Origin of the sequence: Lactobacillus kullabergensis, assembly GCF_003151025.1 — a bacterium.
GTDB classification, from domain to species: domain Bacteria; phylum Bacillota; class Bacilli; order Lactobacillales; family Lactobacillaceae; genus Lactobacillus; species Lactobacillus kullabergensis.
Genome location: NZ_CP029477.1, coordinates 1,715,909 through 1,732,736 on the forward strand (window position 1 = coordinate 1,715,909; position 16,828 = coordinate 1,732,736).

Sequence of the window (16,828 nt, forward strand, 5' to 3'; positions counted from 1 at the left end):
TAAAAACTCCTTTTATGATAAAAACTAATTTTCAGCAGCATATTGTCCGGCTAGACGACCAAAGGTCTGGGCGTGACTGCAAGTAAGGCCAGGAATTCTATCTGGATAACTGCCCCAGAAGAAACCACCACTGGCGTTACCGGCTGCGTAAAGGTGAGGAATTGGATCACCATTCTGGTCAATAACTTCCATCTTAGTATTGATCCGTAAACCATCCAGAGTAGCAAGCAAACGTCCGCCCATGATGACACCATAGTATGGCGCTTTATCTACTGGGAATAATCTGAACTTTTCTTTACCAAAGTCGGTATCTACGCCTTTTTCACACATTTCGTTATAGCGTTTAACACTGTTAACTAAGTTATCTTTTGGCAAATTCAATTTTTCAGCTAATTCTTCAATGGTATCTGCTTTCTTGACTAAGCCATCATCAATCCTGCGTTGAATTTCTTCTTTGTTTTCCTCAGTATTGTAAATACCAGGCCAGCCTAAACGAGAACAACCTTGAGTATCAAATTGTGCCAAATGATCCATAGTATCTTCAGACCAAATTTGTGCTTCCAGGTAGCCTGGTTGCTTAGCCATTGCATTAATATCAAATTGGTAAGGTACACTTTCGTTGCCGAAACGCTCACCTTTTAAGTTAACTTTTAGTAGTGGGTAAGCACCCATCCAGAAGTAGCCTGGATCCTTAAAGTCAATGACATAATGGTCTTCAGCCTTAGTGCCAACAGGAACTGCACCACGGTCAAAAATGATTTCAGCTGGTTCTTCATCGCGGGCAGCACCGACTTTAAGGCCAGCAAGAATACCTGAACCATCATCACGAGGTCCATCTGAATAAACATTCTTCTTGTAGCCAAGTGGATCCCATTTCTTCATCAATTCAACATTGGCACCGTAACCGCCAGTACAAATGATGACACCCTTATTAGCTTTATACTCAGTCTTTTCGCCACTTTCACGATCACTGGTAATTACACCGGTTACTGCACCACTATCATCTGTCACTAATTCTTCTAATTTAGTGTTGTATTTAAGGGTTACTCCTAGTTCTTTGACCTTATCAATTACCCAATCGCCATAATGAGCCCAGCCGTTGTCAGGTGTTGCAATTGCTAACTCAGTATTGAAAGCTGTATTAACAACAGTTTCATAGTGGGCATCTTTTTGTGGTCTCAAAACACCGCCATTTGGTTTCAAAATGTTATCTTCCAGCCAATTGGCAGTTTCATCTGCATGATTTGCCCAAGTCCAAAGTAAACGTTCATCAACGTTATCTTGGAAGAACAAAGTTAAAAAGTTCATTAGTTTAGCTTTATCAACTTTAATTCCTGCTCTTCTTTGGGCGTTACTGTCCAGCGCAGCAAAGAATGAACGGAACAAAAATCTTGAACTTCCTTGCTTATCAATCAGGAGAACTTTTGCTCCCTTTTCAGCAGCGGCACAAGCTGCCATAGCGCCAGAATTGCTTGCACCTGCAATAATGACATCATAAGTATTTTCCATTTTTATACCTCACTTCTTTAAACAAATCCTTTAACCGTTTTCATAATACTATGAATCAAGTGAATTTATGCACCATATTTAGAATTAAAAATTACTAAATGGAATACAGAACATAACAATTTAAAAAGGCAAAATAAAAATGCTTGTAAGATCAACGTTTAAGCGCTGACTACAAGCATTCCAAAAACAACTTTTATTTGTGCATTACTTATTTTTATCCTCAGATAAATATTCGTTTATTGCTTTTTTTAATGTACTGGCCACTTTTTCAAGTACAGAGTCGTTAGTAAAGCTTTCCATGTATGCAATTCCATATGGTGAAATATCATGATAATCAATAGGAATATATTTAATTCCCTCCGATTGATAATCTGCAATGAAGTTGGGCAAAATGCCATAGCCCCAGCCACCTCTAACATAAATATCCATGGCCAAAAAATCTTGTACAAATTTGATATGTTCCATTCCTAATTTATTGATCAAAGTAGTTTGAAAATTCAACTGTACATTTAAAGAACTGTTAGGATCAAGTAAAAATACGTCACGATCAATTAAATCTGAAATAGAGATCTTAGATTTTTCTGCTAAAGGAGAACCTTTTTGACAAGCTACTACCACTTTACCCTGAACCATTGGTTCGAAGTGAATATCTTCAACAACATCAACATCTTCTCGTGCAATTGCACACAAATCAACATGATGGTTAAGAAGCTCACCAATAGAATTGTTGAGTACAAAGACAAACTGGATGTTCAAATTACTCCCAGATTCACGCAATTTGCGCAAAAAAATGGGCAGAATTTTTTGTTCAAACGGTGTATCACAGACTCCTATTCTTAAAAGCGTTTCAGGGTCATTCTTTTTGCTTTGCAAGTATGCTACCGTGTAATCCATATCATCTACCACATTGCGCGCAACACGGTAGAAGTACTTGCCAGCGCTTGTTAAGGAAATACGGTGATGAGCACGATTGATTAAAGTTACCCCCAGTGTATCCTCAAGATCCTTAATATTTTTAGAAACTGCCGACTGGGAGAAATTTAAGCGCTCAGCTGCAATAGTAAAACTGGAATTATCTATGGCCTTAATAAAACAGCGTAATTGAGTGAAATTCATTTTATTACCTCATCAAATTAACAAAAAATTTTCTTTCTGTGTATATTATACTAAAAATTTTTCGTAAAAATAAATTTGCCAAAAGTAGAATCCATACTTGATTTACTTGTTACTACTATTATTTTTGCCGATGAGGATAAAAAAAGCAAAATTCTATTTATGCTTTAGAGAATCTTACACTTTTTTGATTAAAAATCACCTACGTTTATTAACATTATTAGCATCAGGTAGTATAGCAATGAAAATTGCTGTTAAAGCAATAACAATACCTTGAATGAAGAAAGTAAAAATATAACTACGTCCAGCAATTAAGGAAATAAGAATTGGAACTACATAAGCAAGTAATAAAGTTACTGTTCCTATTAAGCCACCTGCAGAACCAGCATATTTTGGACCAATTTCAGGAAATTGAATAGGCATAGCCTGCATAATCGGTCCAGTCATTGACCCGAACAAGCCTCCAGCAACTAAGCTTATAACTAATGGCAATCCGGCAGGAACAAACCAAGTTATTGCCATTAAAATTGCTGAAACTAAAGTTACGGAAATCATAAATCCTTTTGCCTTTTTAAGCTTAGCAATAATGGCTGGCCCCATTAAAGCACCGAAAAGACTGCCAAAAGAGGCAACTGAAGCAATAATTCCTGCAGTTGAGTCTGACATCCCTCTAGCAGCAAATGCTTGAGGCAGTATACCGGAAAATGCTGTCGAAGCAGCAGAACCTAGGCCGCCACAAATTGCAATTAACCACGTTTTTTTACTTTTAGCGGCAACTTCAAAGTATTTTATCGTTGATTCAGAATCAACAGTTTGCTTTTTTTGAATGCTTTCTCCTTTAGGGGCATCTTTAACAAACACAATCCAGCAAATAGCTAAAATTAATAAAACTATTGATGAAAAGATATATGCTGCATTGACACTTGGGAAAAATGAACCCGTAATTTGCGAAAGAGCGGCACCCACTCCAGCGGAAGCAAAGAAAACTCCCATAGCCATGTTAGTATCCTGTTTAAACCAGATACCAAAAATTTTTATTGTATTTGCGTTTAATAATGACATGTATACACCAAACATCAATAACATGATCATCATTGACCAAAAATCTTTAGCAAATAATCTGCCAAAGGCACCGATTACCGATATAATACAACCTATACTTACTACCCTTTTTGCCCCAAACTTATCAGCAAGTGAACCAGCTGGTATACTTAAAAAAACTGCAATTAACATTGGTGCCATAAGTAAACTGGAAAATTGCGGAGGCGTAATGTGCAAAGCCGGCATGATCTGTGTAGCCAGCGCGGAAATTTGAAACTGCACATAATTACTAATGACATCCATTAAAGCGGCAATTGCCAAAATTACCCATCTATAATTCGATAGTTTAGGTAGTTGTTCTTTATCCATCTTAAAAGTCCTTTCATGAATACTTTTCACAAATTTATCTAAAGTTAGACTATTATTCATTAAAAATTTGAAGCAAATCTATACTCATAAATATAATTACTAAATAAAATATTATTTTTTCTTACGTCAGTATTTTTCTATGTAGAATATTCACACGTACAAAATAAGTAATTGCTTTCACAAAAACTTTTTCCCATTAAATTTCATCCCTTCTAGTTCAAGTTCTTACTCTTCTCAAAGTAACATTTAGAAAACTTATTGAGACAAGACCATTAGAATTAAGAATAACTAAATGGAATGCTAAAAAAGCCACAAAAGTGATTGACTTTTGTGACTTATCAACATATTTTTGTATTTTTTACTCTAACACGTGGACACAGACTCGCTTAAAAGTATTGATTACTTTTGCAACATCCATGTCTTGGACTGACGAATTGATATAGGCAATGCCATAAGGTGAAATGGCCGGATAATCTAAAGTAACGTATTTAATAGCTGTTTTATCATAATCTTTAGCAAAATTTGGTATAACACCGTAGCCCCAGCCGGCTTTGACATACAGTTTCATTTTGAAAAAATCACGGACAAATTTAATGTGTTTAACACCTATTCCCGATATTAAATCATTCTGCGTTTTAAAATTGAGTGTACTGTTTGGATCAAACAAAAAGACTCTTTGCTTTTGCAAATCTGATAAAGTAATCATTTGCTGTTTACTTAAAGCGGAATTGACAGGACAAGCAACCAAAAATTTACCGGTAATTAATTTTACAAACTGAATATTTTGGATTGCTGCCACAGTATCATATGAAACCAAGCAGATATCTACATGATGATTTAAAATTTCAGAAATTGAAGTCTCTTCTACATTGATAAACTGGATATCAAGATTGCTATCATATGCACGTAATTTACGCAAAACTGCTGGTAATATCTCTTCTTCTAATGGTATTTCACAAACACCTATTCTTAATGAACTTCCAATCCTACCTTTTTGACTTTTCAGAAATTCAGTTGTGTTGTCCATGTCATCGACCATGTTACGTGCAATTTTATAAAAATACCTGCCACCTTTGGTAAGAGTAATGCGATGATGCTCCCGAATTATAAGGGTAATTTCCAACTCATTTTCTAAATCTCTAATATTTTTTGAAATTGCAGGTTGAGTAAAGTTTAATTCTCTAGCAGCAAGTGTAAAGCTGGAATTATCAACAGCCTTGATAAAACATCGTAATTGTGTAAAGTTCATGTTGGCTTCCTGATACTTATATTAATCACTTTAATTCTCTTAATTGCAATTATAATATACAAAAATATCTTTATACCAAATTTTTTGAAAGAGTTGAAACAAATTTTAAAACTTACTATTTTATTTTACTTAGCGCATCCCTAACTGCGTCTTTGAGACCGCGTGATGAGCTTGAGGCACCGCTGACCGCATCAACATCAACGGTATTTTCCTGAACCATTTTGGCAGGTAAAGTCTTGATAGCTTTCAAGCCATAGTCATCTGATTCAGCTTGCTTCAAAACTTCAATATTCTTTAAGTTCTTTTGTTCATCAACAGTTACCCGGACAACTATTTCATCACCCATGCCTTTAGTTGATTTACCAATATATTGGTTCTCTCCTGTTTCATAGGTTTCGTGTTTAAGATCTGAAGTTAAGTGCTTTTCAGGCATAGTAGCACCACTTGCTGCATCAGTAGTTGCAGCAGCTTTTGGCTTAGCAGCATTTTCCCCTGCAATCTTGCCCCAAATTAAGCATTCAGCCAAGTTATTGCCACCTTGATATTGGTTAGCACAGATACCGCCAAGTTCACCAGCAGAATAAAGATTAGGAATTGCTTTACCTCTGGTATCTAAAATTTCGGCATTCTTATTTCTTCTAGGACCACCTTGCGTATTAAGCATAGTTTGTTCTAGTTTGACAGCATAAATTGTGTTACCAGTAAATGCACGTAAAGTTGCTGGATCTCTTCTAAATTCGGGATCGTCTTGTTCTTGACAAGCTTGATTGAAACGACTGAGAGTGTCAGACAAAACTGCCGGTTCAACACCAATTTTATCGGCTAATTCAGCAGCAGAGTCAGCCTTGATAACATTTTCTGTATATGGTTTGTAATCGCCAATAATTTTATCGCTATCTAATTCATGCTTTTTAGTTTCATCAAAAATCAAGTATGGGTGCTCTTGATTTAGCGGCACTTTCCATTGACCATGATTCTTGATATGGCCGTGGCGGTTTTCTTCTGCTTCATTAAAGTATCTGGTACCGTCATCACCTACAACAAAGGCACTACCGCTAGAAACAGCTTCATTTTGAGGCCCTAACATTAAGCGACCGCGTTGTCCTGCTGGTACCGCAAAAGCCATGCCATGAAGCATACCTAAAGATTCATAATTATGTAAATGCCAAAAATCAGCGCCAACTTCCTGGGCCATTCTCAGACCATCACCTTTGTTGTAAAGGGTGCCTAAAGGTGCCAGTCTTTTGGCGCCAATAAAGTCTTCAATCATTCTTTGATTATTTTCAAAACCACCGGTAGTCATGACAACACCATTTTTAGCCTGAACTTTGAGCAGCTTACCGTCACGCTTAATCACTACGCCGTAAATCTTTTTAGTTTCCGGATCTTGAATTAGTTCTTCTGCAGGTGTGCTGTACAAAACATCTATTTTGTCTTGCCGTTTCACTACTTGCTCTTTTAAAATCTGCCATAAGGAAGCATCAAACCAATGTTTAGTTACAGTGGTATAATCGTAGGACTCTGAACCTGGAAATTCCGGGAATTCCCTGATAGCACTAATTCTGTCAGGGGCATATTCTTTAGCGCTCTTTGGTTTAACACCCAAATATTTTGAAACAAATTCAGGAATGTGCACCATCCCATCGACATAAGTATCAATCATCTCTTCGTCAAGTTCCATTGGCGCTGTTAGTTTCTGATAATACTTTTTCAACTCATTAAAGTCATTACTCGTACCAATTAATTGGGCAGAATACCGGGTATTACCACCTTCGTGCCCTTCAGGAGCTGCATCAACCAGCAGCACTTTAGCGTCATGATCAGCCGCAAACTGAGCAGCAATGGCACCAGCACCGCCAAATCCTAAAACAACAACATCATAATTTGCATCCCATGCAAAATCTTTATGATAAATCATATAAATCTCCTTTGTATAAATCGCTTTCATTTATCAAATTAATTTTATCACATTATATTTTTCCAATATATACTATTCGAAAAAAAATAATCTTTATTAATAAAACTCATTGAACTCATCTGTTAAAACAACTTGACTTAAAGTTCACGTTAAGGATTAAAGTAATCTTATTAAATCAAATATAAAGGAGTTAAAAAAATGGACGATCATAAAAGTGATGTGCAAGATGGTATTTTTGCTTTAGGTGCCAAAAATACTGCTTATCAAAAATATTTTAAGGGTCAAAGCTACCAGCAAAGTTTAGTCAGTGATCCTGATATTAATGTCAGCGTCTCAAACGTTAGTTTTGAACCGGGTTGTCGCAACAACTGGCACCAGCATATTGGCGGCTTTCAGATTTTGTTAGCAACAGCTGGTACGGGCTGGTATCAAGAAGAAGGCAAAGCGCCTCGTAAATTGCATCCTGGTGATGTAGTGGTCGTTCATGACAGTGTTAAACATTGGCATGGCGCAACTAAAGACAGTTGGTTTGCGCATATTGCTATCACTGCGGGAACACCCAAGTGGCTCGAACCAGTCACAGATGAAGAATATGGAAAATTGGAGGATTAAAAAATGAAAAAGCAAACAGCTGGTAGAGATAACTTAGGTGATTTTGCACCTAAATTTGCAGAATTGAATGATGATGTTTTATTTGGTGAAGTCTGGTCAAGAGAGGACAAGTTGTCTGCTCATGACCGTAGTTTAATTACTTGTGCCGCATTAATGGCACAAGGAGCTTTTCCTCAACTTAAATCACATATGATTATTGGCAAAAAGAACGGCATTACGAAAGACGAAATGGTCGAACTGATTACTCATTTGGCATTTTATTGCGGCTGGCCGAAGGCTTGGTCTGCTTTTGATTTAGCAAAAGAAATTTTCACTGATTAAAACCTTTAATTTAAAGCAGCTGGCCTTTTTGAAGTGACACCCAAATTTAGGACAAATTTGGGGGCTATTTTATGTCTAAAATCTATGGTCTTTAACGGTTTCTGCATCCCTAATTTTATGCTAACCTGTAGAAGTATTAATTAAAGAAATTACAGGAGCAAAAACCTATTATGAGTAAAAAAATTCTGATCTTACATACTGGTGGCACCATTTCAATGTCAGAAGATGAAAATGGCAAAATTAAGCCTAACAGTCAAAATCCCTTGGCTGACCTCTCTTTAAACGTTAATGATGATGTCCAGATAGTTACTGAAGAAATTTTCAACTTGCCTTCTCCTCATATGACACCAGAGCGCATGTTGCAACTTTCTTTGCGGATCCGCCAAGCAGAAGCTGAAGGCTTTTTCGGGGCAGTCGTGACTCACGGCACAGACACTCTGGAAGAAACAGCTTTATTTTTAGATTTAACCATTTCCAGTAAAATGCCTGTGGTAGTAACCGGAGCTATGCGCTCTTCTAATGAAATTGGCAGCGACGGGTTGTACAATTTTAGAACCGCAATCATGGTCGCCAGTTCTGATGCTTCTATTGGCAAAGGTGTTGTAGTTGTGATGAATGATGAAATTCATCCCGCCCGTTATGTTACGAAGACCCATACTACAAATGTTGCTACTTTTCGCACCGCTACATTTGGTCCTATAGGCGTTGTATCTGAAGGTCACGTTAATTACGTGCAAACTATCAATCCCCAGCAACACTTACCAATTGACCACATTATTGCAAATGTTTATTTAGTAAAGGCCTATGCAGGAATGGGACCCGAGATCTTTCAAGCTCTAAACAAGCCATCAACAAACGGCATAGTAATTGAAGCTTTAGGTGCTGGCAACATGCCGCCACAAACACTGCCAGCACTGCAAAAATTGCTCGATAATAATATTCCGCTAGTTCTGGTTTCACGCTGCTTTAACGGTATCGCTGAACCAGTTTATGATTATCAAGGTGGCGGTGTTGGCTTAGCCAAAATGGGCATTATCTTCTGCCGCGGTCTCAATGGACAAAAAGCCAGAATTAAGCTCTTAGTTGGTTTAAGTGCTGGTCTGAAAAATGAGCAATTAAAGAAATACATTAATAATTAAATCAGCAATAAAAACCATCTTCATGAAGTTAACCCCCGGAATTGGACAAAGATTCCAATTGAAGTGCAACTAAAAAGTTAGACATTTTAATATTACGCAAGACTCAATGCACGATTTCGATATTTGATCGGGGTCGTGTATTTTAGTTTGTTTGATCTTCTAATATGATTGAACCAGTAAACGTAATCATGCAGTACTTCCCGCATTTCTGCTAGTGAACTGATCTTAATGCGGTTGAGCTTCTCCCGTTTCATTAGGTTGAAGATGGTTTCTCCCGGTGCATTATCGTGGCAATTACCCTTGCGCGACATGCTTTGCTTAATCTTCATCTGTCTTAGTTTGGTCTGATAGCCGCTGTGGCGGTATTGAAAACCCTGATCTGAATGCAAAATAGGCTGGGCTGTTTTAGGCAGCTTGTGCTTAAGCTCTGCCAGCATATCATAAACCAGCTTCATGTTAGGCGAATAGCTGACTTGACAAGCCAGTATTTCCAGTGAGGCCTCATCAATGACCGGTGAAATATAAACCTTTTTGCCTGTGGTCAGCTTGTATTCAGTAATATCCGTGTGTAAGACGTGGTAGGGTCTGGTTTCATTAAACCGCTGCTTTAAAATGTTTTCCTTGATTACGCCTGCAGGGCCCGCATAAGAACTGTAGCGTGCAGTGCGCCTACTGTAGACTCTGGTCTTTAGTCCCAGCTGCCGCATCAGCTTGCGCACGGTATTGGGCGCATAGCTAAAGCCTTGATCTAAGAGTGCACCATGCATACGTCGATAACCGTAAGTCTCATCACTTTCTTGGTAGAAGATAGACTTGATTACGCCTTTAACAGCAGCGTATTTATCTAATCGGTTCAATCGGTGACTGCGGTTGTCGTAATAAGTTTTGCGGTTAAGGTGCAGCTTGGCAAGCAAAAGCTTTAACGGCACCTCAGGTCGCTCAGCCCGAATCTCCACGACTATTCTGGTTTTTTGCCGGTTGGTGAGCGTGGATATCGGGCAGCCACTTTTTTTAGGATTAAGTTATCCAATTCTAAGTCGGCTTTTTGTGCCTCTAGCTCAGCAACCTGACGACGCAATTGTTCTACTTCGGTTAGCTTCTTAGTGGGTTTAAGCTTCTTCTGACGCTTCTTTTTAGTCATGGTTGGTGGTCTCCCCTTGGATTTTGGGAGCAGCCCAGAGTAGCCTGCAGCCTGATAAGCCGCCAGCCATTGTCTTACTACTGACCGCGAAAGATTAAAAACTGCAGCTACCTGGAGTACTCCCATGTGATGTTCATGATAGAAGCGTACCACATTTAGCTTGAATTCAGGCAAATAAGTTTGTCGGGTGTGAGTAACCTTTAAAGCGGCTAAGCCATGTTTACGGGCACGTTCTGCCCAGGCCCTAATCTCGGTATGATCAATGCCGTATTCGCGTTCTAGTTTAGCTAAAGAGGTTTGGTGGGATAAGTATTTACTGCAAATTTCCATTTTCAAAGTAGTTGAATATTTAGTCATGAAAAAAGTGCTCCTAATAGTCAGATTAATGTCTAACTATTATGGAGCACTTCAAATTCGGGGGTTTTCTTATGTCTAAATATTTACTAAAAACAAAATTAGAAGCAGTAGATTTGTATCAAAGAGGATTTAGTACAAAAGAAATTCAAGAGAAATTACATATCACATCACGTAGATCTATTGATGGTTGGATCAATAATTATCAACAGTATGGTAACAGAGGCCTGGAAAAAAGCTTTTCTAAGACAAGATATAGTGGTCAATTTAAATTAGAAGTCTTAAACTGGAGAAAAGAACATAGTGCCAGCTATCAAATTACTGCCAATCATTTTAATATTAAACAACATTCCACTATTGCGAATTGGCAAAGAAAATTAAATGAAGGCGGTGTTGATGCTTTATTTATTAAGCAAGGACGACCATTAATGCATAAAAAGAAAATTAAAGCAAAGAAGCATAAATATACTTCTCAAGAGTTAACTGAACTTGAACGTCTACGTTTAGAGAATCGTGCATTACATGTAGAAAATGAATATCTAAAAAAACTAGATGCCTTAGTTCAGAAACGCGGACATCGGACGAAGAAAGATCTATAGTTAATGAACTAAGGCAAGAATTTGGCTTTAAATTAAAAGAAATATTACCCTGCACAAGTTTGTCTAAAAGTACATTCGAGTACCATCCTCATCCAAAAAAGAAGCTGATCAGTGATAAAGCACTTGTTTCAATTATCAAAATGATAAAGAAGCATCATGCCAGTTATGGATACTGGCCTGTAACTGATACTCTGAGGATGACTTATCGCCTAATGGTTAATCATAAACGTGTTCAACGCTTAATGCGTGAGAACAATTTAGGAGCTAATAAATATAATCTGAGAGCCGGTAAATATGATTCTTCAAAGGGTCCACAAAATAAGAAAGCTAAGAATCGGTTCCATCAAAAGTTTAAGACTGATAGACCATATCAAAAGGTCGTAACTGATATTAGTGAATTTAGATATGGGAACATGACTATCCGTGATCGTGTATATTTATCGCCATTTAAGGACTTATTCAGCGGTGAAATTATTAGTTATACGATCACCGATCGTCCATTAACAAGATATGTTCTAGAAGGATTAGAGGGAGTGTTTACTGCAAGACCAAAGCTATTAAATTATCGAATGACAATCCATAGTGATCAAGGAATTCAATATCAATCTAATCCATATCGACATGCTTTACGAAAACATAAAGTATTTCAAAGCATGTCACGAAGAGCTACATGTCATGATAATGCAGCTATGGAAAGTTTCTTTCACATTATGAAAGTTGAAATGAATTATTTTTCACATCACTTTGATACTAAGAAACAATTGGTTAAGGCGATGAAAGAATGGATAAGTTATTACAATGAAGATAGAATTCGGCACAAACTAAAAGGCTTAACTCCGATTCAATATCGGAATCAAGCCTTAAGTAAAATGATATAAAACTAACGTCCAGTTTTAGGGGTTAGCTTCATCATATAAAGATGGTTTTTTCTTGCAAAAATTGGCGATTATTTGTAAAATGACCGTTGGTCATTATTGAATGAAAGGAGTATATCTGCCATTATGTATGTCTTGACTCCCAAAGAAAAAGAAGCAAAAAAACAGCTCATTGCAGCTGCTGCCAGCAAGTTATTTCAAAAAAATGATTTTAACCAAATATCTATGGCGCAAATTGCCCATGAATCTGGCGTTGCCAAAGGCACACTATTTAATTATTTTAAAACTAAAGAAAATATCTTTATGTACTTATTGCTTTCTGGTTACCAAGATTACCTCACGGAAGTTCTTCAGCGTTTTCAAAAAACTGAAAATATCACTTCTTGGGCTGATTTTTCCTCTTTTATTTTAGAGCAAAACCATTTGTTAATTAGTCAGAGGACTGATTTATTACGTCTTAACGCGTTACGTGGTCCAATTTTAGAAACTGCCGCTGACAGAGAACAGACATTGGCTGGTCGCAAAAAACTCTATGAAATAAACAGGAAATTGGGACAAGCAATAGCCGAGAGAATTTCACTGCTTAGCGTTAAGCAAGCCAGCCACCTTTTCATCATTCAAAGTGCCATTATTAGCGGCTTAATGAATATGATGAATCTGGACGAATTTCACCACGATCAATTGCCCGTCGATTTTAAAGTTTTTCAAATCGACCTCGAACAAGAAGCAAATCAATTAATGCTCTTTTATTTACAAGGCTTAGAGCAAAAACTGGAAGGAGCAAAATAAAATGAAACTTGCTAATATTAGAAATTTTGCCATTATTGCTCACATTGATCATGGTAAATCAACATTAGCTGACAGAATTATGGAACAAACTGATACTGTGAGCAAAAGGCAGTTAAGTGACCAACTTTTGGACAGCATGGAAGTTGAGCAGGCGCATGGCGTAACAGTCAAATCAAGATCAGTGCGTAACTTTTATCAAGCAGATAACGGTCAGGAATACGAATACAATTTAATCGATACCCCAGGGCACGTTGATTTTTCTTACGAAGTTTCTAAAAGTCTGGCTGCCAGTGATGGTGCTATTTTACTGGTCGACGCAACTCAGGGTGTACAAGCACAAACCGTAGCCAATTTGCGTTTAGCTTTAAAACATAATCTGACTATCATTCCGGTGATTAACAAAATTGACAATGCAGCGGCAGACGTAGAGGCAACGGAGGCACAAATACGTGCCTTAAGACCAGAATTTGCAGACGCGGATATTTTAAAAATTTCTGCTAAAACAGGAAAAAATGTTCATCAAGTATTAGAAGCAATTTATCAAAAAATTCCAGCCCCTCAGGGAAAACCCGATGCAGCACTTAAGGCACTGATTTTTGACTCACAGTATGATTCATATCAGGGAATTATCGCGGATGTCAGACTAATTGATGGTCAGTTAAAGAACCAGCAAAAATTGCAGCTAATGCAGGGCGGTAGCAAGTTTAATGCGCAAGCAATAGGGATTTTCACCCCAAACATGCAGCCGGTAAAGGAATTAAATGCGGGAGAAGTCGGCTATATTGTGACTGGAATTAAAGATGTTGCCAGTGTCCAGGTTGGCGATACCTTAACCACTGCAGAAAATCCTACTAAAAATGCCATTCCCCACTTTAAGCCAGCGCAATCAATGGTTTATGCCGGTTTTTATCCTAAGGGAGATACCAGTTATGAAGCCTTAAAACAAGCTATTAGTAAGCTGGCTCTCAATGATTCCGCTTTTCATTACGCTCCTGAACTGTCTGAAGCTCTTGATGCCGGCTTTCGCTGCGGTTTCTTAGGCATTTTTCACTTGCAAATAATCCAGGAACGACTGCGGGATGAATATCATGTGGAAGTATTAACCACTGCACCGAATGCAACCTATCACGTTTATCTCAAGCAGCCTCAGCCTAAGCAGGAATACCTCACTATCACCAATCCAGCGAAATTTCCTGACTTTTCTGAAATCGATTACGTCACAGAATCTTATGTCAAAGCAGTTATTACCACTCCCAATGAATATTTAGGAGCAGTCATGAAATTATGTGACCAGCATTTTGGGGAAATGGTTGACTTAGACAATCAACAAGATATAGTCACATTAACATACAAACTGCCTGTTTCTGAAATTGCCTATGACTTTTTCAACAGCTTAAAATCAATTACTCATGGTTTTGCGACTCTTGACACTGAATTTCTGGACTACGAACTGGTGGATGTAGTTAAAATTCAAATTCAGATTAACTATGCCGCTGTTGATGCTCTCGACATTATTGTGCCGCGGCAAAAAGCCGATTTGATTGCCCATAAATTAGTTAAAAAATTGAAATATACTGTGCCGCGTCGTTTATACCCCATGCCTGTGCAAGCAATGGTGGAAAACAAGTCAATTGCCAGAGTTGACGTACCGCCTTTGCGTAAAAATGCGGCTGTTAATGGCGAAAAACGGAGTATTTCGAAGAAACAACAACTTTTGCGTAGACAAAGCTTAAATAAACGACAAGCTGTTAAAAGCGATATTAAGCTACCCCAAAGCGTCTTCGATGCCATTTTAAACATTAATGAACCGGATTAAGAACTTGAGGCAAATAAAAGGCGAGAAGATATATCTTTCTGGTTTTCTATAGATTAAAGTTTCATCAAAATATACTGAGTGATAGTGACAGCACTTAACATTTTGTAACAAGTAACAACTTAGTTGCCAGTACTAAAAAAAGTGTGTGGGAAAAAAGTGCTCTTTGAAGTTAAATTAAAAAATTTCACAATTTAAAAAGACTGACAAATCAACGTTTTATTGACGTGATTTGTCAGCCTTTTTAGTTAAGTTAGAGTTTTTTCCCAGACTCTTTTATTTTTTAACTTAAAATTAGTCGTCTAACTTTTCTTTGTTAGTGACATTCAACTTTTCATCAAAGGTGTAAACTACTGGTTCACCAGTCTTCATTTCCAAGTTCATAATATCAGCGTCAGAAATGTTTTCGATGTATTTAGTCAAGGCACGAAGTGAGTTACCATGAGCGGCAATAATGACATTCTTACCAGCTAATAAGTCTGGCGCAATGTGATCTTCCCAAAATGGCATAACTCTTTCCAAACAAACTTTTAAGTTCTCAGTCCGTGGAATAATGTGTGGATCAAGATCAGCGTAACGACGATCATGAACTTGGCTGTATTTTGAGTCATCCTCAATCTTTGGTGGCAAAACATCGTATGAACGACGCCAAATGTGAACTTGTTCATCACCGTACTTATCGGCAGTAGCCTTCTTATTTAAACCTTGTAAACCGCCGTAATGACGCTCGTTTAATCTCCAGCTCTTAGTTTCGGGAACCCAAAGTTGGTCGCTTTCTGCCAAAGCATAGTGTAAAGTCTTAATAGCACGAGTCAAAACTGAAGTATAGGCTTGGTCAAATTTAAGACCGTGTTCTTTAATTAACTTACCTGCATTCTTTGCTTCTTCAACGCCTTTTTCTGATAAATCTACATCAATCCAACCAGTAAATTTATTTTCAAGGTTCCATTCACTTTGTCCGTGACGGATCAAAACTAATTTTGACATGAAATATCTCCTTTGCAAATTAAATGTTTCACTTATTATTTTACACATTTACATTTTGTTTTCATAGGGTTTAGGACTAAAAATCATTTTTTAAATTTATATTTTACGATACAATAGTTATAATAATGATTATAAGAAAAGAGATAATCTAACTCACTATGAAATTTAAAAAACTAATTTTAGGCTTGAGTATTGCTGCAGCGCTAGTTGTGGGTGGTTGCTCCAAGCCGAAAAAACAAAGCGAACCAATTCTAACTAAAAGCCAAGTAATCAAATGTTCACAGAAATCATTTAAGAGCGGACAAGCTAAGCAAACAGTGACTTTAGGCACGGATACATCTAAGCAGGTGGTTGCTACTACCGCTCTTTTCGGTGGCAACCCAACTGTTTTTCAGCTTAATTACGAAACACAATCTAAGGGTAAAACCCAGTCCTCACAAGAATGGGTGGATAGTGCCAATCACGTTTATATTAACGGGCAGAGTAAGTGGTACAAAGCCGATTTTAACAAACTGACAGGTCATTCTTATGCTGATCTACTCGACTCATTCACTAATAACGCGATGTTGATGGATCCACCTGCCGTTCTTACTAAAGCTTATAAAATGACCCGCAAAGGTCATACTTATACCTTAAATGCCAAAATCAAGGATCAGCACACAATGAAAGATGCGCTTGATCCAATTTTTACTACTAATACACAAAGTCCCAAGCAAAAAACAATTTACAATAAATTAGTTAAAATGGGTAAAATTCAAGGCATGACTGCAAAATTAGTAGTCAAAAACAAGAAACTATACTCTTTTCAATACTTAGTAAAAATCAAAGTTAACAAACTAATGCGCTTTAGTGCAGGACAAAGTTATGGCAATATGGGTAAGCAAGACTTCTTAAAGATCCCTAACAATGCACTTAATGCCCACCCACTACCTAAAGCTGACAAGAAGAAAAAATAGTTAATATTATTTTTCAATATAAAAACTCTCTAGATAGATTTCA

General features: G+C 37.4%; 15 protein-coding genes. 8 read left to right on the forward strand and 7 right to left on the reverse strand.

What is annotated here, in order from left to right; genetic code table 11:
* Window positions 1–24: 24 nt before the first annotated feature.
* The 5 genes from DKL58_RS08165 to DKL58_RS08185 form a co-directional block, all read right to left on the reverse strand.
* Window positions 25–1,509 carry an FAD-dependent oxidoreductase gene (locus tag DKL58_RS08165; RefSeq protein ID WP_045928638.1) on the reverse strand — a complete coding sequence of 495 codons (1,485 nt, stop codon included), beginning with the start codon at window positions 1,507–1,509 and terminating at the stop codon, window positions 25–27.
* A 204-nt stretch (window positions 1,510–1,713) separates the two neighbouring features.
* Entirely contained in the window at window positions 1,714–2,625 is a 912-nt protein-coding gene (locus DKL58_RS08170) for a LysR family transcriptional regulator (RefSeq protein WP_109586763.1), read from the reverse strand.
* A gap of 195 nt (window positions 2,626–2,820) precedes the next feature.
* Window positions 2,821–4,032 carry an MFS transporter gene (locus DKL58_RS08175; protein ID WP_162542349.1) on the reverse strand — a complete coding sequence of 404 codons (1,212 nt, stop codon included), beginning with the start codon at window positions 4,030–4,032 and terminating at the stop codon, window positions 2,821–2,823.
* A gap of 358 nt (window positions 4,033–4,390) precedes the next feature.
* Window positions 4,391–5,281, reverse strand: coding sequence for a LysR family transcriptional regulator (locus tag DKL58_RS08180; RefSeq protein WP_109586765.1), 891 nt, complete (start codon window positions 5,279–5,281; stop codon window positions 4,391–4,393).
* Between the two features lie 115 nt (window positions 5,282–5,396).
* Entirely contained in the window at window positions 5,397–7,199 is a 1,803-nt protein-coding gene (locus DKL58_RS08185) for an FAD-binding protein (protein WP_109586766.1), read from the reverse strand.
* A gap of 198 nt (window positions 7,200–7,397) precedes the next feature.
* Between DKL58_RS08185 and DKL58_RS08190 the strand changes: the two genes are divergently transcribed.
* The 3 genes from DKL58_RS08190 (at window position 7,398) to DKL58_RS08200 (ending at window position 9,271) form a co-directional block, all read left to right on the forward strand.
* Window positions 7,398–7,811, forward strand: coding sequence for a cupin domain-containing protein (locus tag DKL58_RS08190; protein WP_045928644.1), 414 nt, complete (start codon window positions 7,398–7,400; stop codon window positions 7,809–7,811).
* A gap of 3 nt (window positions 7,812–7,814) precedes the next feature.
* Window positions 7,815–8,132, forward strand: coding sequence for a carboxymuconolactone decarboxylase family protein (locus DKL58_RS08195; protein WP_045928645.1), 318 nt, complete (start codon window positions 7,815–7,817; stop codon window positions 8,130–8,132).
* A gap of 170 nt (window positions 8,133–8,302) precedes the next feature.
* Window positions 8,303–9,271, forward strand: coding sequence for an asparaginase (locus DKL58_RS08200; protein WP_109586767.1), 969 nt, complete (start codon window positions 8,303–8,305; stop codon window positions 9,269–9,271).
* 92 nt (window positions 9,272–9,363) lie between these two features.
* Here DKL58_RS08200 and DKL58_RS08205 read toward each other — a convergent pair.
* A protein-coding gene (locus DKL58_RS08205) for an IS3 family transposase (protein ID WP_369792500.1) occupies window positions 9,364–10,769 on the reverse strand; the annotation gives its coding sequence in 2 pieces (ribosomal slippage) (window positions 9,364–10,286 and window positions 10,286–10,769; 1,407 coding nt in all).
* Between the two features lie 71 nt (window positions 10,770–10,840).
* On the opposite strand from DKL58_RS08205, the gene DKL58_RS08210 reads away from it, so the two are divergent.
* The 4 genes from DKL58_RS08210 to lepA all read left to right on the forward strand — a co-directional run bounded on the left by DKL58_RS08210 (window position 10,841) and on the right by lepA (window position 14,845).
* Complete coding sequence (locus DKL58_RS08210) at window positions 10,841–11,365, forward strand: helix-turn-helix domain-containing protein (protein WP_045929018.1); 525 nt, start codon at window positions 10,841–10,843, stop codon at window positions 11,363–11,365.
* Window positions 11,362–12,243 carry an IS3 family transposase gene (locus DKL58_RS08215; RefSeq protein ID WP_239386451.1) on the forward strand — a complete coding sequence of 294 codons (882 nt, stop codon included), beginning with the start codon at window positions 11,362–11,364 and terminating at the stop codon, window positions 12,241–12,243. The genes DKL58_RS08210 and DKL58_RS08215 overlap by 4 nt, the downstream gene beginning before the upstream one ends.
* A 123-nt stretch (window positions 12,244–12,366) precedes the next feature.
* Entirely contained in the window at window positions 12,367–13,029 is a 663-nt protein-coding gene (locus tag DKL58_RS08220; protein ID WP_239386376.1) for a TetR/AcrR family transcriptional regulator, read from the forward strand.
* Between the two features lies 1 nt (window position 13,030).
* Window positions 13,031–14,845: a translation elongation factor 4 gene (lepA, locus tag DKL58_RS08225; protein ID WP_109586769.1), complete on the forward strand. Its 1,815-nt coding sequence runs from the start codon at window positions 13,031–13,033 to the stop codon at window positions 14,843–14,845.
* Window positions 14,846–15,136: 291 nt separating this feature from the next.
* Here lepA and DKL58_RS08230 read toward each other — a convergent pair whose 3' ends face one another.
* On the reverse strand, window positions 15,137–15,829 hold the full coding sequence (locus DKL58_RS08230) for a 2,3-diphosphoglycerate-dependent phosphoglycerate mutase (RefSeq protein WP_046327646.1): 693 nt from the start codon (window positions 15,827–15,829) through the stop codon (window positions 15,137–15,139).
* Between the two features lie 158 nt (window positions 15,830–15,987).
* On the opposite strand from DKL58_RS08230, the gene DKL58_RS08235 reads away from it, so the two are divergent.
* Window positions 15,988–16,785, forward strand: a complete 798-nt coding sequence (locus DKL58_RS08235) for a hypothetical protein (protein WP_109586770.1) — start codon at window positions 15,988–15,990, stop codon at window positions 16,783–16,785.
* The last annotated feature ends 43 nt before the right edge of the window (window positions 16,786–16,828 follow it).